14 protein-coding genes are annotated in these 20,842 nt (G+C 61.2%); 13 read left to right on the plus strand and 1 reads right to left on the minus strand.

What is annotated here, in order from left to right; genetic code table 11:
* Positions 1-198: 198 nt before the first annotated feature.
* The 12 genes from BMX68_RS17990 (at position 199) to BMX68_RS18045 (ending at position 16,339) form a co-directional block, all read left to right on the plus strand.
* Complete coding sequence (locus BMX68_RS17990; RefSeq protein WP_017132464.1) at positions 199-1,050, plus strand: ABC transporter permease; 852 nt, start codon at positions 199-201, stop codon at positions 1,048-1,050.
* Entirely contained in the window at positions 1,047-1,877 is an 831-nt protein-coding gene (locus BMX68_RS17995) for a quaternary amine ABC transporter ATP-binding protein (RefSeq protein WP_017132463.1), read from the plus strand. Before BMX68_RS17990 ends, BMX68_RS17995 begins: the two co-directional genes overlap by 4 nt.
* Positions 1,878-1,960: 83 nt before the next feature.
* On the plus strand, positions 1,961-3,484 hold the full coding sequence (locus BMX68_RS18000) for an HAL/PAL/TAL family ammonia-lyase (protein WP_017132462.1): 1,524 nt from the start codon (positions 1,961-1,963) through the stop codon (positions 3,482-3,484).
* Between the two features lie 109 nt (positions 3,485-3,593).
* The gene (gene hutH, locus BMX68_RS18005; RefSeq protein WP_017132461.1) at positions 3,594-5,138 is read left to right on the plus strand and encodes a histidine ammonia-lyase; all 1,545 of its coding nucleotides are present in this window, start codon (positions 3,594-3,596) and stop codon (positions 5,136-5,138) included.
* Positions 5,139-5,336: 198 nt separating this feature from the next.
* Positions 5,337-6,737, plus strand: coding sequence for an amino acid permease (locus BMX68_RS18010; protein ID WP_026013230.1), 1,401 nt, complete (start codon positions 5,337-5,339; stop codon positions 6,735-6,737).
* Between the two features lie 16 nt (positions 6,738-6,753).
* On the plus strand, positions 6,754-7,959 hold the full coding sequence (gene hutI / locus BMX68_RS18015) for an imidazolonepropionase (RefSeq protein ID WP_017132459.1): 1,206 nt from the start codon (positions 6,754-6,756) through the stop codon (positions 7,957-7,959).
* 2 nt (positions 7,960-7,961) lie between these two features.
* Complete coding sequence (gene hutG, locus BMX68_RS18020) at positions 7,962-8,765, plus strand: N-formylglutamate deformylase (RefSeq protein WP_026013229.1); 804 nt, start codon at positions 7,962-7,964, stop codon at positions 8,763-8,765.
* Positions 8,766-9,132: 367 nt separating this feature from the next.
* Positions 9,133-10,104, plus strand: coding sequence for a prolyl aminopeptidase (gene pip, locus BMX68_RS18025; RefSeq protein ID WP_017132457.1), 972 nt, complete (start codon positions 9,133-9,135; stop codon positions 10,102-10,104).
* A complete protein-coding gene (gene dtd, locus BMX68_RS18030; RefSeq protein WP_017132456.1) occupies positions 10,101-10,538 on the plus strand; it encodes a D-aminoacyl-tRNA deacylase in 438 nt (145 codons plus the stop codon). Before pip ends, dtd begins: the two co-directional genes overlap by 4 nt.
* A gap of 424 nt (positions 10,539-10,962) precedes the next feature.
* A complete protein-coding gene (locus tag BMX68_RS18035; protein WP_026013228.1) occupies positions 10,963-12,729 on the plus strand; it encodes a glucan biosynthesis protein G in 1,767 nt (588 codons plus the stop codon).
* On the plus strand, positions 12,722-15,292 hold the full coding sequence (gene mdoH, locus BMX68_RS18040) for a glucans biosynthesis glucosyltransferase MdoH (protein WP_017132454.1): 2,571 nt from the start codon (positions 12,722-12,724) through the stop codon (positions 15,290-15,292). Before BMX68_RS18035 ends, mdoH begins: the two co-directional genes overlap by 8 nt.
* Positions 15,293-15,538: 246 nt before the next feature.
* The gene (locus tag BMX68_RS18045) at positions 15,539-16,339 is read left to right on the plus strand and encodes a transporter substrate-binding domain-containing protein (RefSeq protein ID WP_017132453.1); all 801 of its coding nucleotides are present in this window, start codon (positions 15,539-15,541) and stop codon (positions 16,337-16,339) included.
* Positions 16,340-16,366: 27 nt separating this feature from the next.
* Here BMX68_RS18045 and BMX68_RS18050 read toward each other — a convergent pair whose 3' ends face one another.
* Complete coding sequence (locus BMX68_RS18050) at positions 16,367-18,322, minus strand: methyl-accepting chemotaxis protein (protein WP_017132452.1); 1,956 nt, start codon at positions 18,320-18,322, stop codon at positions 16,367-16,369.
* Positions 18,323-18,898: 576 nt separating this feature from the next.
* On the opposite strand from BMX68_RS18050, the gene BMX68_RS18055 reads away from it, so the two are divergent.
* Positions 18,899-20,842: type VI secretion system Vgr family protein (locus BMX68_RS18055; RefSeq protein WP_074862454.1), on the plus strand; the 1,944-nt coding region annotated here is incomplete at its 3' end.

The raw sequence follows: 20,842 nt of genomic DNA on the forward strand, positions 1-20,842 counted from the left end.
TGGCCGGGACGTTCGCAGGCTCCGACGTAAATGGCCTGCGCGACGATCATGCACCGTTAAAAATTGGCTCGGGCGAACGAAGTGAGTAATGCTCAGTGAGTGAACTAAACTGCGTTTCCCCGCCCATTTTTGCCTTGCCTGATCGCCGCTCGACTGGTTTTCGTCCGAGCGCTACACCCACTTGATCGAGAGTTTGCAATGTTTCCCGAGAATTTCACGTTTTCCATCGCCGACTGGGTCAACGGTTGGGTTGATTCGCTGGTGACCAACTACGGCGATGTGTTCCGCCACATCTCCGACACTCTGCTGTGGGCCATCGTCAATCTGGAAGGCCTGCTGCGCCTGGCGCCCTGGTGGTTGATGCTGGCCATTGTCGGCGGTATCGCCTGGCATGCCACCCGCAAGGTGGTGACCACCGTGGTGATCGTCGGCCTGCTGTTTCTGGTCGGCGCGGTCGGCCTGTGGGACAAACTGATGCAGACCCTGGCGCTGATGCTGGTGGCGACGCTGATCTCGGTGCTGATCGGGATTCCCCTGGGCATTTTGTCGGCACGCAGCAATCGCCTGCGTTCGGTGCTGATGCCGCTGCTGGATATCATGCAGACCATGCCCAGCTTCGTGTACCTGATCCCGGTGCTGATGCTGTTCGGCCTGGGCAAGGTTCCGGCGATCTTCGCCACGGTGATTTACGCCGCGCCGCCGCTGATCCGCTTGACTGACCTGGGTATCCGCCAGGTGGATGGCGAGGTGATGGAAGCGATCAATGCCTTCGGCGCCAACCGCTGGCAGCAACTGTTCGGCGTGCAACTGCCGTTGGCGTTGCCGAGCATTATGGCTGGGATTAACCAGACCACCATGATGGCGTTGTCGATGGTGGTGATCGCCTCGATGATCGGTGCCCGTGGTCTGGGCGAGGATGTGCTGGTCGGGATCCAGACCCTGAACGTCGGACGCGGTCTCGAAGCGGGGCTGGCCATTGTGATTCTTGCCGTGGTCATTGACCGCATTACCCAGGCCTATGGTCGTGCGCGTCATGAGGTGAGCAAATGACTGATTCCATCGTCAGCAAGATCGAAGTCAAGAACGTCTTCAAGATTTTCGGCACGCGTGCAAGCGATGCGCTGAACCTGATCCACCAGGGCAAGACCAAGGACCAAGTGCTGGCCGAGACCGGTTGCGTGGTCGGGGTCAACGACCTGTCACTGACCATTGGCACCGGCGAGATCTTCGTGATCATGGGCCTGTCGGGTTCCGGCAAGTCGACCCTGGTTCGCCACTTCAACCGCCTGATCGATCCGACCAGCGGCGTGATCCTGGTGGACGGCGTGGACATCCTCCAGCACGACATGCAAGCCCTGCGCGAATTCCGTCGGCACAAGATCAGCATGGTGTTCCAGAGCTTCGGCCTGCTGCCCCACAAGACCGTGCAGGAAAACGTCGCCTATGGCCTCAAGGTCCGTGGCGAGAGCAAGGAACTGTGCGTCGAGCGCTCACAGCATTGGATCAACACCGTGGGCCTCAAGGGCTACGAGAACAAGTATCCGCACCAACTGTCGGGCGGCATGCGCCAGCGCGTCGGCCTGGCCCGGGCATTGGCTGCGGACACCGACATCATCCTGATGGACGAGGCGTTCAGCGCACTGGACCCGCTGATCCGCGCCGAGATGCAAGATCAGTTACTGGAACTGCAGAAGTCGCTGCACAAGACCCTCGTGTTCATCACCCACGACTTGGACGAGGCTGTGCGTATCGGTAACCGCATCGCGATTCTCAAGGACGGCAAACTGATCCAGGTCGGCACGCCGAAGGAAATCCTCCATTCGCCCGCCGATGAGTACGTGAACCGGTTTGTTCAGCGGCGTATTGCAACGATATGAAGTGAGTTTTTTGGCGGCGAGGGGCTGCTCGGAACGCCGTACCGCCACAGGTGTTGATCATCGGAATTTGTGTGAGGCTTCAGATGTCCCAGGCTGAAAAAATCGTTATCGCCGATGCGCCCTTGCGCTGGCAAGATGTGGTCGCGGTGGCTCGCCACGGCGCACGGCTCGAACTGGCGCCACAGACCTGGGCACGGATCGACAACGCCCAGGCCATCGTCCAACGGATCGTGGTCAGCGGTGAGCGGGCCTATGGCGTGAATACCGGCCTCGGTGGCCTGTCCGATGTGTCGCTGAGCGGCGAACAACTCAGCCAGTTGTCGCGCAATACCCTGCTCAGCCACGCTTGCGGCGTCGGCGCGCCGTTGGCCGACGAGCAGACCCGGGCGATCATCTGCGCCGCCATCATCAACTACAGCCACGGCAAGTCCGGCCTGCATCGTCAGGTGGTCGAAGCCCTGCTGGCGTTGCTCAATCACGGCATCACCCCACAGGTGCCCTCTCAGGGGTCGGTGGGTTACTTGACTCATATGGCCCATATCGGTGTGGCCCTGCTCGGCATCGGCCAGGTCAGCTATCGCGGGCAGATCGTTGCCGCTCGGCAGGCGCTGGCCACGGCAGGTCTGCTCCCGGTGCAGTTGGGGGCCAAGGACGGACTGTGCCTGGTCAACGGCACACCGTGCATGAGCGGCTTGAGTTGCCTGGCGCTGGCCGACGCGCATCGTCTGGTGCAGTGGGCCGATGTGACCGCGGCCATGAGCTTCGAGGCCCTGCGCGGGCAGATCGCCGCGTTCGACGCACAAATCATCGCGCTCAAGCCGCATCCCGGTATGCAACAGGTCGGCGCCAACTTGCGCAGGCTGCTTGACGGCAGCGCAGTGATCGCCGCGAGCCAGGGCATTCGCACCCAGGACGCCTTGAGTCTGCGTTCGATCCCACAGGTTCACGGTGCGGTCCGCGATCAACTGGTCCATGCTACCCAGCAGATCGAAATCGAACTCAACGGTTGTACTGACAACCCGTTGTTGCTGGGCACTCCGGATAATTTCCGGGTGATGTCCCAGGCCAATCCCCACGGGCAGTCGGTCGCTCTTGCGGCGGATCTGCTGGCGATCGCCATGGCGGAAATCGGTTCGATTGCCGAGCGTCGCCTCGACCGCCTGATCAACCCCCATGTCAGTGGGCTGCCGGCGTTCCTGGTCAGCCAGCCGGGAGTCAACTCCGGGATGATGATCGTGCAGTACGTCGCCGCCTCCCTTTGTGCGCAGAACCGCCAGTTGGCGCAGCCGGCAGTGCTCGATAACTATGTCACTTCCGCGCTGCAAGAAGATCACCTGAGCCTGGGCACGAACGCCGCGCTCAAGCTGCATCAGGTTTTGGAAAACTGCACGCAGATCCTCGCCATCGAGTATTTACTGGCGGGCCAGGCTTTTGAATTCCTCAAGGAGCAGCGCTTCGGCGCTGGCACCGACGTCGCGTGGAAACTGCTGCGCGAGCACGTACCGGCCTATGAGCACGACCGCTGGCTGGCGCCGGATATCGCCAGCGCGGCAGCGCTTCTCAAGCACGCCACGCTTCTGCACGACAGGTTGACGAACCTGCATTGATCCCACGATAACCAGCGTGCCAAGGCGCCATCCGCTCAAAAAAGCGGACAGCGACGGATAACGGAAGCTTCCGGAGCGACTGGTAGTTAATAAAACTCTCAAAAGGAGCATGAATGTGACTGCGTTAAACCTGATTCCCGGCCAACTGACCCTCGCGCAACTGCGCGCCGTCTATCAGCAGCCGGTCAAACTGACCCTCGACCACAGCGCGGCGGCGCAGATCGAGGCAAGCGTTGCCTGCGTCGAGCAGATCCTTGCGCAAAACCGTACCGCCTACGGCATCAACACCGGGTTCGGTCTGCTGGCGTCGACCCGCATCGCCAGTGAAGACTTGGAAAACCTCCAGCGCTCTCTGGTGCTGTCCCATGCCGCCGGTGTCGGCGCGCCGATCAGCGACGCGCTGGTGCGCCTGGTCATGGTGCTCAAGGTCAACAGCCTGAGCCGGGGCTTCTCCGGGATTCGTCGCCAGGTGATCGATGCGTTAATCGCGCTGATCAATGCCGAGGTCTATCCGCACATTCCGTTGAAAGGCTCGGTCGGCGCCTCCGGCGACCTGGCACCCTTGGCCCATATGTCGCTGGTGCTGCTGGGCGAAGGCAGGGCCCGCTATCAGGGTGAGTGGCTGGACGCACCGACCGCGCTGAAGCGGGCCGGCCTGCAACCGCTGACTCTGGCCGCTAAAGAAGGCCTGGCGTTGCTCAACGGCACCCAGGTATCCACTGCCTTTGCCCTGCGTGGCCTGTTCGAAGGCGAAGATCTGTTCGCCGCTGCCCTGGTCGCCGGTAGCCTTACGGTCGAGGCAGTGCTGGGCTCGCGCTCGCCGTTCGACGCCCGAATCCATGCAGCGCGTGGCCAGCGCGGCCAGATCGACGCGGCGGCCAGCTATCGTCACCTGCTGGGCGAGCACAGCGAAGTGTCCGGCTCCCACGAGAACTGCGAGAAGGTCCAGGACCCGTACTCCCTGCGCTGCCAACCGCAGGTCATGGGCGCCTGCCTGACCCAGATGCGCCAGGCAGCCGACGTGCTGGTGGTCGAAGCCAACGCCGTATCGGACAACCCGCTGGTATTCGCTGCCGAGGGCGATGTGATTTCCGGCGGCAATTTCCACGCCGAACCGGTGGCCATGGCCGCCGATAACATGGCTCTGGCGATTGCCGAGATCGGTTCCCTGAGCGAGCGCCGTATTTCGTTGATGATGGACAAGCACATGTCGCAGTTGCCGCCGTTCCTGGTGGCCAATGGCGGCGTCAACTCCGGCTTCATGATTGCCCAAGTGACCGCTGCGGCCCTGGCCAGCGAGAACAAGGCTCTGGCGCACCCGCACAGTGTTGACAGCCTGCCGACTTCCGCCAACCAGGAGGACCATGTGTCGATGGCTCCTGCAGCCGGCAAGCGCCTGTGGGAGATGGCCGAGAACACCCGTGGGATTCTCGCGGTCGAATGGTTGGCGGCCTGTCAGGGCCTGGACCTGCGTAACGGCCTGAAAACCTCGCCGGCTCTGGAAACCGCCCGTGCGACCCTGCGTGAAAAAGTGGCCTACTACGACAAGGACCGTTTCTTCGCCCCGGATATCGAAGCGGCTAGCGAGCTGCTGGCATCGCGCTGCCTGACCCCGCTGGTCCCGGCGAAGTTGCTGCCTAGCACCGGCCACTAGCCTGTAAGCATTGCCAGGAACGGACTTGGCGGCTGCCACCGATTGAAATGGGGGCCTGCCGCCCGGCAGATGATTTTTGCCTGAGCGGGTTGGGTTGGGTACTCTGCGACCCTTTTTTGCGGTCGGGTGGCCGCAAGACCTTCGCCACAAGTCTGATTCTCATCGATCTGTACCGATAAGAATAATTAAGGACGAGTTATGCAACAGTCAGTCAAAGGTTTGAGACGTGGGCTTTGCGCCCGACATATTCGCTTCATGGCCCTGGGTTCCGCCATCGGCACCGGGTTGTTCTATGGTTCCGCCTCGGCCATTCAGATGGCCGGCCCGGCCGTGTTGTTGGCCTACCTGATCGGTGGCGCGGCGGTATTCATGGTGATGCGCGCCCTCGGTGAAATGGCGGTGCACAACCCGGTGTCCGGCTCCTTCGGCCAATACGCCAGTACCTACGTCGGCCCGATGTCCGGCTTTATCCTGGGCTGGACCTATGCCTTCGAGATGGTCATCGTCGGCCTGGCCGACGTCACCGCCTTCGGCATCTATATGGGCTTCTGGTTTCCGGAGGTCGACCGTTGGGTCTGGGTCCTGGGTATTGTGTTCTTTATCGGCGCGCTGAACCTGTGCGCGGTGAAGGTTTTCGGTGAGATGGAATTCTGGCTATCGCTACTCAAGGTCGGCGCCATTGTCGCGATGATCCTCGGCGGCTTCGGCATTATGTTCTTCGGCATCAGCACGGCCACGCCGACCGCTGAAGTCGGTGTCAGCAATCTCTGGACTCACGGCGGCTTCATGCCCAACGGCGCGGCGGGGATGATCGCCTCGTTCGCGGTGGTGATGTTTGCCTTCGGCGGTATCGAGATCATCGGTGTCACCGCCGGCGAAGCCGAGGACCCGCAGCGGGTGATCCCCAAGGCGATCAATGCGGTGCCGGTGCGTATCCTGCTGTTCTACGTGCTGACTCTGTTCGTGCTGATGTCCATCTACCCGTGGCCGCAGATCGGCAGCCAGGGCAGCCCGTTCGTGCAGATCTTCCAGAACCTGGGCATTGGCTCGGCGGCGACCCTCCTCAATATCGTGGTGATCTCGGCGGCCGTGTCGGCGATCAATAGCGATATTTTCGGTGCCGGGCGCATGATGTATGGCCTGGCCCAGCAAGGGCAGGCACCGAAGGCCTTTGCCCGGCTGTCCCGGGCCGGTGTGCCGTGGATGACCGTGGTGGTCATGGGCGCAGCCCTGTTGGGTGGCGTGGTCCTGAACTACCTGATTCCGGAAAACGTGTTCCTGCTGATCGCTTCGATCGCGACCTTCGCCACCGTCTGGGTGTGGATCATGATCCTGATCACCCAGGTCGCCATGCGCCGCTCGATGAGCCGTGAAGAAGCGGCCCAACTGAAGTTTCCCGTGCCATTTTGGCCTTATGCACCCATGGCGGCCATCGCCTTCATGGTCTTTATCTTCGGCGTGCTGGGCTGGTTCCCGGACAGTCGTCCGGCGCTGATCGTCGGCGCGGTCTGGATCGGCCTGTTGGTGCTGGCCTACCTGATCTGGGTCAGGCCAGCGGCCGCCCTGGTGGTTCAAGCGCCTTCCTCGTCGCATCGATAGCCCATGGAGGCTCCGAATGAAAACCCTTTGGCAGAACTGTCACGTTGCAAGCATGGCGCAAGGCAGCTACTCGATCATTGAGGATGCCGCCATCGTGACCCTGGCGTCGAAGATCGAGTGGATCGGCCCGCGTGCCGAACTGCCGGCGGCGGACTATCCACGGGTCAACGACTTGGAAGGGGCCTGGGTGACACCGGGGTTGATCGATTGCCATACCCACGCGGTGTTCGGTGGTAACCGCAGTGGTGAGTTCGAGCAGCGCCTGCAAGGGGTGAGCTACGCCGAGATCGCCGCCGCCGGTGGCGGTATCGCCAGCACCGTGCGGGCCACCCGCGCCGCCGGTGAGGACGAACTGTTCGCCAGTGCCCGGCAGCGTCTGATCTGCCTGCTGCGCGACGGCGTGACCAGTGTGGAGATCAAGTCCGGTTATGGCCTGGACCTGGACAACGAACGCAAGATGCTCAAGGTCATCCGCCGTCTCGGCGCCGAACTGCCGATCAGCGTGCGCGGCACTTGCCTGGCTGCCCACGCACTACCGCCCGAATATACGGGCCGTGCCGATGACTACATCGAGCATATCTGCAACGAGATGCTTCCGGCCCTGGCCGCCGAAGGCCTGGTGGATGCGGTCGATGCGTTCTGTGAGTACCTGGCGTTTTCCCCGGCCCAGGTCGAGCGGGTGTTCAAGGTTGCACGACAACTGGGCCTGCCGGTGAAACTGCACGCCGAGCAATTGTCGTCGCTGCACGGTTCGAGCCTGGCGGCGCGCTATCAAGCGCTGTCGGCGGATCACCTGGAGTTCATGACCGAAGAGGATGCCATTGCCATGGCAGCCGCTGGTACGGTGGCGGTGTTGTTGCCCGGTGCCTTCTATTTCTTGCGCGAAACCCAATTGCCGCCGATGGATGTACTGCGCAAGCACGGGGTGAAGATTGCCGTTGCCAGCGACCTCAATCCAGGGACTTCACCGGCCCTGTCGTTGCGCCTGATGTTGAACATGGCCTGCACACTGTTTCGCATGACGCCGGAAGAGGCCTTGGCCGGTGTCACCCTGCACGCCGCCACGGCGCTGGGCATGGGGGACAGTCACGGTTCCCTGGAGATCGGCAAGGTGGCGGATTTTGTCGCCTGGCAGATCGAGCGTCCGGCGGACCTGGCCTACTGGCTGGGCGGTGAGCTGAACAAGCGCGTGGTGCGCCACGGCACTGAACTAGGAGAATGATGGTGGATAACGTCCTGAGCTTCAAACAAGGCCGCGTGCCATTGCTGATCAGCATGCCCCACGCCGGGTTGAAACTGACCCCGGCGGTCCGGGACGGGCTGATTCCCGAGGCCCGCAGCCTGCCGGATACCGATTGGCACATTCCGCGGCTCTATGACTTCGCCACGGAACTGGGCGCCAGCACCCTGGCTGGAGAATATTCGCGGTTTGTCATCGACCTCAACCGTCCATCCGACGACAAACCCCTGTATGTCGGTGCCACCACCGGCCTCTACCCGGCGACGCTGTTCGACGGTGTAGCGCTGTTCCGGGACGGCCAAGTACCGTCCGCCGAAGAGCGGGCGAGCTATCTGGAGCAGGTGTGGACGCCGTATCATCAGGCCCTGCAAGCGGAGCTGGCGCAGCTCAAGGCCGAGTTCGGCTATGCACTGCTGTTCGATGCGCACTCGATCCGCTCCGTGATTCCACGCCTGTTCGAGGGCAAATTGCCGGACTTCAACCTCGGTACGTTCAACGGCGCGGCCTGCGATCCGCAGCTGGCATCGCGGTTGGAAGCGATCTGTGCCAGGCAGCCGAACTATAGCCATGTGCTGAACGGGCGCTTCAAGGGCGGTCACATCACTCGCCACTACGGCAACCCAGCCGAGCATATCCATGCGGTGCAACTGGAGCTGTGCCAGTGTACCTATATGGAAGAGTTCGAACCGTTCAACTACCGTGACGACCTGGCCGAACCGACGCGAGTCGTGCTCAAGGAACTGATGCAAGGATTGCTGGCCTGGGGACGTGAGCATTACGGGCGTTGACTGATTCGGCTGCTGCTGCGTCTGTCAGGGCCTCTTCGCGGATAAAAATTCCGTTATCGGCGACGATAACGGCTTTTCCCAGGTAGGAAAGCAGATCGGGCCAGCGGTACTGACACACTCCGAATTCCCCTGCATACCTGGTGCTGCTAGCCCTGTGGAGCCGCTCCTGCCGCTTGGTTTTATCCTGCGAATTAAAGCGTTTATTGAACTGATTTAAGCGTTGGCCAAACCGTGGACGCCAGGGCCGCAGCGCGCGCGAGCGCTTTTGACAAGAACATGCCGTTTCGGCAATTCGGGTTTATGATGCCGGACGGCAGAATAACAGAAGTCCCCCTCAGGGATGACCTCGACCCTTACGGAGCGCGTAATGCAGACTTTGTACCCACAGATCAAACCCTACGCCCGGCATGATCTGGCCGTGGATGAGCCGCATGTGTTGTACGTCGACGAAAGCGGCTCGCCCGAGGGCTTGCCCGTGGTGTTCATTCACGGTGGTCCGGGTGCCGGCTGTGATGCCCAGAGCCGTCGTTATTTCGATCCGAACCTGTACCGCGTCATTACCTTCGACCAGCGCGGCTGCGGTCGTTCGACGCCGCACGCCAGTCTGGAAAACAACACCACCTGGGACCTGGTGGCAGACCTGGAGCGGATTCGCGAGTACCTGGGCATCGACAAGTGGGTGGTGTTCGGCGGCTCCTGGGGTTCGACCCTGGCTCTGGCCTATGCTCAGACTCACCCGGAGCGGGTTCATGGCCTGATCCTGCGGGGCATCTTTCTTTGCCGCCCGCAGGAAATCGAGTGGTTCTACCAGGCTGGCGCCAGTCGCCTGTTCCCGGACTATTGGCAGGATTACCTGGCACCGATCCCCGTGGAGGAGCGCGGCGACCTGCTGAGCGCCTTCCACAGACGCCTGACCGGCAACGACCAGATCGCCCAGATGCATGCGGCCAAGGCTTGGTCACTTTGGGAAGGCCGCACCGCGACCCTGCGCCCCAATCCGTTGGTGGTCGATCGCTTCTCCGAGCCGCAGCGAGCCTTGTCGATTGCCCGGATTGAGTGTCATTACTTCACCAACAATGCGTTCCTGGAACCCAACCAACTGATCCGCGACATGGACAAGATCGCCCATTTGCCGGGCGTGATCGTGCATGGTCGCTACGATGTGATTTGTCCGCTGGACAATGCCTGGGAATTGCACCAGGCCTGGCCCAATAGCGAGTTGCAGGTGATTCGCGATGCCGGGCACGCGGCGTCGGAGCCGGGTATTACCGATGCGCTGGTGCGCGCCGCCGACCAGATGGCGCGGCGTCTGCTCGATCTGCCTCCTGAAGAAGCATGAAGGGCCTGCTACAACGTGTCAGTGGGGCACGGGTCGAGGTCGCGGGGGAAGTGATCGGCGCCATCGACCAGGGGTTGCTGGTGCTATTGGCCGTGGAACCTGACGACACTTTGGCCTGTGCCGACAAACTTCTGAAGAAGCTACTGAACTATCGGGTGTTCAGCGATCCTCAGGGCAAGATGAACCTGTCCCTGGCGGATATCGGTGGCGGTTTGCTGCTGGTGTCGCAGTTTACCCTGGCCGCCGATACCCAGAGCGGATTACGCCCGAGCTTCTCCACGGCGGCGCCGCCAGCGGTCGCCGAGGCGCTCTTCGACTATGTAGTGGCACAGGCGCGACGTTGGCATGGCCAAGTGGCGACGGGGCGTTTCGGGGCGGATATGCAGGTGCATCTGGTCAATGATGGCCCGGTAACATTCCTGTTACAGACCTGAAAGCAGCAAAAACGACATATCGGGCTGAAAACAGGGGGATTTGCCGATAAATACTTTGTTTCGCCTGATGCGTTGTCACGCGGCCTACTAGATAATCGCGCGCTATGGGGATCGGCGTTCGTTGGTCCATTTTGACTTGGGTAGAGACTTGTCCGACACCGTTTGGGGAATCATTTTGTCCCAGGGGAGTCGGAACAATGCTCGCCAACCTGGCATGGGTGGCCTGTACGGTTGGTTTGGCTGGCATTATTTCTGATGCCGGGAGGCCAGAGACAAAGCGCTGCGACGAGTCATAGCCGGCTATGGCAAGGCGTCGCAACGTAGTATCTGGATTTGTGGCGCTGAAATAAGCCATCCCAACGGATCACGCAGGTTACTTGGTCTAGCCGTTGGTTTTTTGATCTGTTTTCGGCGAGGGTTGCTCGTGATTGTTAGTCCCTGTAATGCACCAAAATTGACTGCCAAAGGGTTACGAAAAGCATTGGTGACGGGCTCCGCACTGCTTTGCCTGCTCGGTGCCGGCCAACTCTTTGCATTCAATTTGGACGATGTGGCGGCCAAGGCGAAGACCCTGGCCGGGCAGAAATACGAAGCTGGGCGCAGCAATCTGCCGAACGAATTTCGTGAGATGAAGTTTGCGGACTATCAAAAAATCCGCTTCCTGACCGACAAGGCCGAATGGGCCGATCAGAAGACGCCGTTCAAGTTGTCGTTCTATCATCAGGGCATGCATTTCGACACGCCGGTGAAAATCAACGAAATCACCGCCAAGGATGTCTCGGAGATCAAATACGATCCGAGCCGTTTCGATTTCGGCGACCTGAAGTTCGATCCTAAAACCACCGAACAATTGGGTTATGCCGGTTTCCGCGTGCTTTACCCGATCAACAAGGCCGACAAGCAAGACGAAATCATGACCATGCTGGGCGCGAGTTACTTCCGCGTCGTCGGCAAGGGCCATACCTATGGCTTATCCGCTCGTGGCATGGCAATCGATACCGCATTGCCGTCCGGCGAAGAGTTCCCGCGCTTCACCGAATTCTGGGTGCAGCGGCCCCAGCCGACCGACAAGCACCTGGTAATCTTTGCTTTGCTCGACTCGCCACGGGCCACGGGCGCCTATCGACTGACCCTGCGTCCGGGCAGCGATACCATCGTCGACGTGAAGGCGCAGATGTTCCTGCGCGACAAGGTCGGCAAGCTGGGCGTGGCTCCGCTGACCAGCATGTTCCTGTTCGGCGCCAACCAGCCGTCGAAAGTCCTCAACTACCGTCGCGAGTTGCACGACTCCAGCGGCCTGTCGATCCATGCCGGCAATGGCGAATGGCTCTGGCGCCCGCTGAACAACCCGAAACACCTGGCAGTGAGCAACTTCTCCGTGGAGAACCCGCGTGGTTTCGGCCTGTTGCAACGGGGTCGCGACTTCAGCCACTACGAAGACCTCGACGATCGCTACGACAAGCGCCCAAGTGCCTGGATCGAGCCGAAGGGCGATTGGGGCAAGGGCACCGTCGATCTGGTGGAAATTCCGACTGCCGACGAAACCAACGACAACATCGTGGCTTTCTGGAACCCGGAAAAGCTCGCCCAGCCAGGTGAGGCGATGAACTTCGCCTACCACATACACTGGACCCAGGATGAAGCCGCCCTGCATTCGCCAGACAGCGCCTGGGTCAAGCAGACCCTGAAGTCCACCGGTGACGTCAAGCAGTCGAACCTGATCCGTCAGCCAGACGGCAGCGTCGCCTATCTGGTGGACTTCGAAGGGCCTGCCCTCAAGGCCTTGCCGGAAGATGCCCCGGTACGCAGCCAGATCAGCGTCGGCGATAACGCCGAAGTGGTGGAAAACAACCTGCGCTACAACCCCGAGACCCAGGGCTGGCGCCTGACGCTGCGCCTGAAGATCAAGGACCCGAGCAAGACCACCGAGATGCGCGCCACCTTGGTCAAGGATATCGTTGCGCCTGAGCCGGCCACGGTCGAGCCCCAGGTAGCCAAGACCGACAAGATTGTGGCCAAGACTCAGGAGAAAGGTGCGGCCAAGGTCCCGGAGAAAGACAAGGCCAAGGCCAAGAAAGAGCATGATGCCCCGGCGCCGGCTCCCGAGGCTGTTCCTACCCACCCGGAGCCGGTGAAGACTGAACAAGTTTTGACCGAGACCTGGAGCTATCAGTTGCCCGCCGATGAGTAATTCAATTACCCAGCCAGAGACTCTCGCCGAGTATCTGGCGCACCTGCCGTTGAGCACCGAGCAGCGCGCCGAGCTGGCGAGCTGTGCTTCGTTCGCCGAGCTGCATGAGCGCCTCAGTGCCCATCCGTCCGTCGACTCCGCCGAAGCTGCGCAAGCCTCGGTGGGGCGTCGCCTGACCCTCAATTCGGCTGCTGAGCTGGAAGACGCCGAGATGCTCGCGGTCGACGCCAGTGGCCGGGTGTGCCTCAAGGCGACGCCACCGATTCGACGTACCCGAGTCGTGCCCGAGCCCTGGCGAACCAATATCCTGGTGCGCGGCTGGCGTCTCCTGACCGGGCGCGGCAACCCGCCACCGCCCAAGGATGACAAGCGCGACCTGCCTCATGCGCGCTGGCGCACCGTGGGTTCGATCCGCCGTTATATCCTGCTGGTGCTGATGCTTGGCCAGACCGTCATCGCTGGCTGGTACATGAAAGGCATCATGCCTTACCAGGGTTGGTCGTTCTTCGACCCCTCCGAGGTGATGCGCCAGCCGCTGCTACAGACCGCCCAGCAAGTGCTGCCGTATGCTCTGCAGACCAGCATCCTGGTGCTATTCGGCATCCTGTTCTGCTGGGTCTCGGCCGGTTTCTGGACTGCCTTGATGGGCTTCCTCGAACTCCTGACAGGGCACGACAAGTATCGTATTTCGGGTGCCAGCGCCGGCAGCGAGCCGATTGCCCAGGATGCGCGCACTGCCATCGTCATGCCGATCTGCAACGAGGACGTGCCACGGGTCTTTGCCGGCCTGCGGGCAACCTTCGAATCGGTCGCGGCCACCGGTGACCTGGATCGCTTCGACTTCTTTGTCCTGAGCGACAGTAACGACACCGATATCTGCGTCGCCGAGCAACAGGCCTGGCTGGATGTTTGCCGTGAGGCCTCGGGCTTCGGTCGGATCTTCTACCGTCGTCGCCGTCGCCGGGTAAAACGCAAGAGCGGCAACCTCGACGACTTCTGTCGTCGTTGGGGGGGCGATTACAAATACATGGTGGTGCTCGACGCCGACAGCGTCATGAGTGGCGAATGCCTGACCAGCCTGGTGCGCCTGATGGAGGCCACGCCGGACGCCGGAATCATCCAGACCGCGCCGCGGGCGTCGGGCATGGATACCCTCTATGCACGCATGCAGCAGTTCGCGACCCGTGTCTATGGCCCATTGTTCACCGCCGGCCTGCATTTCTGGCAGTTGGGCGAGTCTCACTACTGGGGCCACAACGCGATCATCCGTATGAAGCCGTTTATCGAGCACTGCGCCCTGGCGCCGTTGCCCGGCAAAGGCGCGTTCGCCGGGGCGATTCTCTCCCACGACTTCGTCGAAGCCGCGCTGATGCGCCGTGCCGGCTGGGGCGTGTGGATTGCCTATGACCTGCCCGGCAGCTATGAAGAGTTGCCGCCGAACCTGCTGGACGAGCTCAAGCGCGACCGCCGTTGGTGCCACGGCAACCTGATGAATTTCCGGCTGTTTCTGGTCAAGGGCATGCATCCGGTACACCGTGCGGTATTCCTTACCGGGGTGATGTCCTACCTGTCGGCGCCGCTGTGGTTCTTCTTCCTGGTGTTGTCGACGGCTCTGCTGGCGGTCAACACCTTGATGGAGCCGCAGTACTTCATGGAGCCGCGCCAGCTTTATCCGTTGTGGCCGCAGTGGCATCCGGACAAGGCAGTGGCGCTGTTCTCCACCACTATCGTGTTGCTGTTCCTGCCTAAGCTGTTGAGCATCATCCTGATTTGGGCCAAGGGCGCGAAAGAGTTCGGTGGCAAGTTCAAAGTGACTCTGTCGATGCTGCTGGAGATGCTGTTCTCCATGCTGCTGGCGCCGGTGCGGATGATTTTCCATACCCGCTTCGTGTTGGCCGCATTTCTCGGTTGGGCAGCGACCTGGAACTCGCCGCAGCGTGACGACGATTCGACGCCTTGGAGCGAGGCGGTCCGCCGCCATGGTCCGCAAACCTTGCTGGGGGCATTCTGGGCCTTGCTGGTGATCTGGCTCAACCCGAGCTTCCTTTGGTGGCTGGTGCCAATCGTCGGTTCGCTGATGCTGTCGATCCCGGTTTCGGTGATCTCCAGTCGGGTCAACCTGGGTCTGCGTTCGAAAGATGAGAGCCTGTTCCTCATCCCCGAGGAATACAATCCGCCCCAGGCGCTGTTGGCAACCGATGAATACACCCATGAGAACCGTTGGCACGCGCTGAACGACGGTTTCGTCCGGGCTGTGGTCGATCCACAGCAGAATGCCCTGGCCTGTGCCCTGGCCACTGCCCGCCACGGTCAGGCCGAGCCCATCGAATGGCTGCGGGTGGAGCGCGTGCGGCACGCGTTGAAGGTCGGTCCGGCGGCACTGGACAATCATGCTCGCCTGCAATTGCTGAGCGATCCGGTCGCCCTGGCCCGCCTGCATGCGCAGGTCTGGGGTGACGGTCATGCCGAGTGGCTGACGGCTTGGCGTGATTCGATCAATGCCGATCCCCATGCGCCGCTGTTGCCGTTGCAACCTGCCGCCGTGGTCAGTCAACCTGCCTGAAACCTCCCCCCCGAGCCGTCAGCTCGGGGGGGAGGTTTCATCGTTACAGCGCATTTCCCCTCCAGTACCTCGCCGCATCTATTGTCATTTGGTAACAAAAGAGCCACCCGATGCCGTATGGCAGCGTGATCGAGTACGTTAGGATCGCGCCCCGAAATCGTGCCGACCAGGCTTGCTGGTGACTGTGGCTTCGCACAGCGCGCCAAAAGCTGCTGGCATCATCGGGAAATGGACCAAGGAATCTTCATGACGAAAAGGTATCTGTCGATACTCTTGCTGGGCGCTGCCACACTCTTCCACGCCTGCTGGCTCCAGGCGGGGGCCATCGAAGAGGCGGTCAAGCGGGGAAGCCTCAAGGTCGGCACCAATCCGACCTATATGCCTTTCCAGATGACTGACAAGCTGGGCCGGATCGTGGGCTTTGAAATCGACCTGTTGCATGAGATGAGCAAGTCCCTGGGGGTGAAGCTGGAGTTGCTGCCCAGCAGCTACCCACAACTGATCCCTGATCTGCTGGCGGGCAAGACCGACCTGGTCGCCAGCGGCATGACCCTGACCCAGGAGCGCAACCTGCGCCTGAATTTCAGCGATCCCTTTATCGTGGTCGGGCAGACGCTATTGATTCCGTTGGGCTTGGCGGACAAGGTCCAGAGCTTCGAGGACCTGAACGAGTCCGGCTACCGTATCCGGGTCAAGGCCGGCACTACCGGTGAAATAGTCGCCAGAAGAATGATCGGCAATGCCCAGTTGGTCAGCTATGCCACCGAGGAGGAGGGTGTACAGGACGTGATCAACGGCAAGGCCGATGCCTTTATCCATGATGCGCCCTACAACCTGGTGGCGGTGAACAAGCTGGGCCAGGGCAAATTGCTCTGTCTGGAGCAGCCCTTTACCTATGAGCCCCTGGCCTTCGGATTGAAGAAGGGCGACCACGATAGCCTGAACTGGATCAACCACTTCCTCCACCAGATCGCCGAAGACGGCACCTATGATCGCATCCATGACAAGTGGTTCAAGGAAACCGCCTGGCTGGCCGAAATCGACTGAGGCACTGTCGTTGCTGGGGCGAGCGGCTCAGACCTTGAAACGCTCCACCAGGTGCTGCAACTGAACGCCCAACTGGCTCAGTTGCAGGCTCGCGGCGGTGGTCTGCTCGCAGGTGCTTGCGGTCTGCTGTGAGATGTCCCGCACGTGCAGCACATTGCGACTGATTTGTTCGGCGACGACGCGTTGTTGTTCGCCGGCGGCGGCAATCTGCTCGTTCATCCCGAGGATCTGCGATACGCTCTGGCTAATCCCTTCCAGCTTGCTGCCGCTGTGTCGACTTGACTCGACACTGGTGCGGGTCAGGCCGCGGCTTTTGTCCAGGCGTTGTGCCACTTGCTGGGTACCGTTTTGCAAGGCGCTGACCAGGCTTTCGATCTCCTCGGTGGAGTCCTGGGTGCGTTGCGCCAGGCTGCGCACTTCGTCGGCGACCACCGCAAAACCGCGCCCGGCCTCGCCGGCCAGGGCTGCTTCGATCGTGGCATTGAGTGCCAGCAGATTGGTTTGCAGCGATACCGACTTGATCACGTCCAGCACACCGCCGATCTTCTCGCTTTGCTGTTTGAGCGAGCCCATGGCCTCGGTGCACTGGCGCATTTCCTGTTCAAGCTGTTCGATATGGACAATCGTTTCGGCCACCGCCCGGTCGCCTTCCTGGGCCTGTTGCTCGGCCTGGCTGGCGGCCTGAGACGCAGCTTCGGCATGTTGTGCGACTTCGCGTGTGGTCGCGGCCATCTGCTTCATGGCCGTGGCGATCTGATCGATTTCGTCACGCTGCCTGCCAATGCGAGTGTTGGTCTGTTCGGTACTGCCGGACAACTGGTGGGCGGCCTCGGCAACGCGGGCCGTGCCCTGGCCGATGCCGCCCACCAGATTGCGCAGGCCCTGGTTCATGCCGTGTAGAGCCTGCTGCAATTGACCCATTTCATCGCCACGTTCGACCCGGATATCGCGGCTCAGGTCGCCCGCGGCCATGTACTCGGCGACCTTGAGGCTGCGCTTGAGGGGCACCAGGATCTGCGTGCTGATGATCCAGGCGGATAACGCGCCAATCACCAGGGCGAGCGCGGCAACACCGACCAGCACCCTGTTCGAATGACGCGTGTCGCGGTCGCGTTTTTCTGTCTGGCCCAGGCTCAAGGCGTCAATGCCGTCGAGCAGGGCTTTTCCAAGGATTTCCATGCGGTTATGCAACGTTGCGGTTTGCGTCTGTACGTCGCGAAATTGCATGAGGCTGGCGCGGTAAGTCGTCAATGCACCGACGGTGGCGGATAGGTCGTCGCTGACCGTCGAGGGCAGGCTGGCAAAGTGTTGCCTGACCTGACCCAGAATCTCGTCGAATCGCTCGATGGCCTGGAGTGCCTGTTCTGCGTAGCTTTGCGGCGAGGCAAAGGTGTAAGCCGGGGCTTCCACGCGGTGGTGGCCGTGGTCGATCTGTTGGCGCAGTTGTTCGAGGCCCTCGATCGGCTCACGCCATTGTGCGCCGGTGGCGAAGATCCCACTGGCCACGAGGACACTCGCCTGGGTCGTCGCCACGGCGAGCTGGGCCTGCTCCAGGCCAGCGAATAGCCGCACCCGCAATCGTTCGCGAACGTCGACCGTCTGGCTGAGATCATCGAGGGCGTTTTGGAAGGCGACGAGGCTGGCGTGCTGTTTTTCCAGCAGATCCCGATAGACAGGCTCCTCGATGCGCTCACGCAACGCACCCAGATACTGGTCGGTCTCGGATAGCTGGCGCCTGACATTGTCATGGCTATGCATGTCGTTGAGGACCCGAAAGGTCATGCGGTCAGCGCGCATATCCTGGGTGATATGACTGAGTCGGGCAATGATCGACAGTTGTTGCGAATGTTCGATGGTGTGTCGCAGGGCGTACCAGCCGGTGGCGGTGATGACGAGTGTCAACAGCAGCACGAGGCCGAAACCCAGGGACAGTTTGAAGCGGACACTGCGATTGATTAAAGCGTGAGTAAACCAAGGGAACATGATCCGTCTCCTGCCTGGCGGATAAGTGGCCATGCCCTGCGCGTATATGCGTGGGGCGATGTCCTCTCATCGGCTTTCCGGTCGGAGACCTGACCTGATCATGCTGTAGGAATATTCCTTTGTATTTGAAGGAATTGAGATGCGGGGCATTGCCCGGCGCGAGGGAAAGCGAAATGTCGTTATCGAACTGGTGCAATCAAATTGTAGAAGCTCAAACTTGATTTGACAGTTATCGGATTTTTGGTCGCGACGGTCAGGTCAGGTCAAGTTCAGTTGATCATTTTGGCCTGCAAAATTTTCTTTCTATCCGTAAACCTCGGCCCTTGTCTAGTTTTGAAACAGATGTAAACCTATTTTAGGACTAGGCAAGGGCGTCAATCCACGCTTCATCGTCGCCTCCCAATTCACCGAGAGTACCGCCCAACTGTACGATAGCTCCCCATAGGTTATTGAGCGATCCGACCGGGAATACCCCCTATGGAGAAATAACCCCCTCGCAGCGAGGACATTTCCGACAGACTTGGTTGCCATTCTGTCTTTACTCTCTGGGCTCCGTTGAAATCCAGGAGCCAAGGGATGTCCTCCATCTTATTGAACAAAGCGTTTTCCCAACAGAACCGCCTCCTGCGCCTGCACACACCCTTGGGCGAGAACGTATTCATCGCCGAATACCTCGACGGCTGGGAAGCGCTGGATCAAGGCGGCTACTGCCTGGAACTGAGTGCTTTATCCTCGGATGGGCGCTTACCCCTGGAACAACTGGTGGGCGCGCAGGTCCTGCTGCAGATGCAGTGCGCGGACTCGCGTAGCGAGTTACGCCCCTTTCATGGGCATGTCAGCCACTACACGCGAGTGGGTAGCAATGGCGGGCTGGCCCGTTACCAGTTGCGCATCGAGCCGTGGCTGGGCCTGTTGCGTTATCGGCAAGACAGCTACGCCTTTCACGACATGAGCGTGGTGCAGATCTGCGATCAGATCTTTGGCTTCTACCACCGAGGCGTGATTCATCCGCACTGGCGTTGGGAGCTGGAGGATCGGGGCCGATACCGCCAGCGCAGCCTGACCACGCAATACCAGGAAACCGATTTCGACTTCGTCCAGCGCCTGCTGGCCGAGGAAGGCATCGCCTACCGCTTTGAACACCAAGGCGATCCCCGCTCCCCGAGCCTGGGGTGCCACACCCTGGTATTGAGCGACAGCAACTTCAGGCTGGCACCCCAGGCGCCGGCCACTGTGCCCTTTCAGCGCAGCGATGTGACCGCCAACGAAGATGGCATTCAACAGTGGGAAGAAGAACACCATTGGGTGGTGAGCCGCGTCACACGCCAAAGCTGGGACTATCGCAGCCATCAATGCCTGTCGGCGCGGGCCGACAGCCACGATGGTATCAAAGGCTGTGAGGATCATGACAGTGTCGGGCTTTACGCTTGGAACACGTGGGCACAAGGCGAACGGCTGGCGCATCAACACCTGGATGCGCTCCACGTAACACGCCAGCAGGTGCACAGCCGGGGCACCTGGCGGCGTCTGGCCCCCGGTTCACGGCTATGCCTGAAGGGCAATGCCAGCGTGGCGGCAGATGAAGCCATGCTCTGTCTGCGAGTGCGTCACCAGGCACGCAATAACCTCGATGCCCAACTGCAAGCGGCGGTGTTGGCGGCCCTGGGGCCACCGCCGGACGCCATCGATGCGCTGTACGTCAACCAGTTCAACCTGATTCCCGCCCGTCAGACCTACCGTCCGCAAACCCGCGACGGCCATGGTCGCCGCCTGCACCCGCGCCCCACCGTCCAGGGTTCGCAAAGCGCCCTGGTGATCGGCGATGGCGACCCACTGCTGACGGATCGCGACCATCGCATCAAAGTGCAATTCCATTGGCAGCGGGGGACGCGTGGCTCCAGTCTCGAACCCCATCCCCGTGGCACTGACAATGCGCCAGGGGACGCTCGCATCGGCACCTGGGTCCACGTGGCCGCGACACAGGCCGGCAGCAACTGGGGCAGCGTCTGGATCCCTCGGGTGGGTCAGGAAGTCTTGGTCGACTTCCTCGAAGGCGACATCGACCGCCCAGTGGTGATTGGCGCGCTGTACAACGGTCAAGGCTGGGACAATGCCGCCCATAACCAGGTGGGGGGTGGTCCTTCAGGTTGCACCGGCAATGCTCCGGCGTGGTTTCCGGGCAATCAGCACGCCGGGGTCCTCAGCGGCTGGAAAACCCAAGACCTGTCCAGCAGCCGCACGGGCAACGGCGGCTATCGCCACTTGCAGTTCGACGACAGTCCCGGGCAAAGCCGTCTCGAACTCTACACCACTGACCAGCACAGCGGCCTGAGCCTGGGGCACCTCAAACAAACCCAGGACAATCAACGTCTGGCCGATCGGGGTTACGGCTCGGAGCTGCACACCCAGGCCCAAGGTGCCGTGCGCGCGGGTGCCGGGCTGTTGTTGAGTACCGAGCCTGCCGTGCAGCAAATGCAGGCCGATGGGTTGCTGAGCGAATTGGAAAAAACTCAAGCCCAG

It is taken from the genome of Pseudomonas agarici, from assembly GCF_900109755.1.
Classification (GTDB): Bacteria; Pseudomonadota; Gammaproteobacteria; order Pseudomonadales; family Pseudomonadaceae; genus Aquipseudomonas; species Aquipseudomonas agarici.

Coding starts and splice junctions, on each gene's coding strand:
- BMX68_RS17995 (WP_017132463.1), top strand. CDS start 1,047: ATGACTGATTCCATCGTCAGCAAGATCGAAGTCAAGAACGTCTTCAAG.
- mdoH (WP_017132454.1), top strand. CDS start 12,722: ATGAGTAATTCAATTACCCAGCCAGAGACTCTCGCCGAGTATCTGGCG.
- pip (WP_017132457.1), top strand. CDS start 9,133: ATGCAGACTTTGTACCCACAGATCAAACCCTACGCCCGGCATGATCTG.
- BMX68_RS18045 (WP_017132453.1), top strand. CDS start 15,539: ATGACGAAAAGGTATCTGTCGATACTCTTGCTGGGCGCTGCCACACTC.
- hutI (WP_017132459.1), top strand. CDS start 6,754: ATGAAAACCCTTTGGCAGAACTGTCACGTTGCAAGCATGGCGCAAGGC.
- BMX68_RS18010 (WP_026013230.1), top strand. CDS start 5,337: ATGCAACAGTCAGTCAAAGGTTTGAGACGTGGGCTTTGCGCCCGACAT.
- BMX68_RS18050 (WP_017132452.1), bottom strand. CDS start 18,322: ATGTTCCCTTGGTTTACTCACGCTTTAATCAATCGCAGTGTCCGCTTC.
- dtd (WP_017132456.1), top strand. CDS start 10,101: ATGAAGGGCCTGCTACAACGTGTCAGTGGGGCACGGGTCGAGGTCGCG.
- BMX68_RS17990 (WP_017132464.1), top strand. CDS start 199: ATGTTTCCCGAGAATTTCACGTTTTCCATCGCCGACTGGGTCAACGGT.
- hutH (WP_017132461.1), top strand. CDS start 3,594: ATGAATGTGACTGCGTTAAACCTGATTCCCGGCCAACTGACCCTCGCG.
- BMX68_RS18000 (WP_017132462.1), top strand. CDS start 1,961: ATGTCCCAGGCTGAAAAAATCGTTATCGCCGATGCGCCCTTGCGCTGG.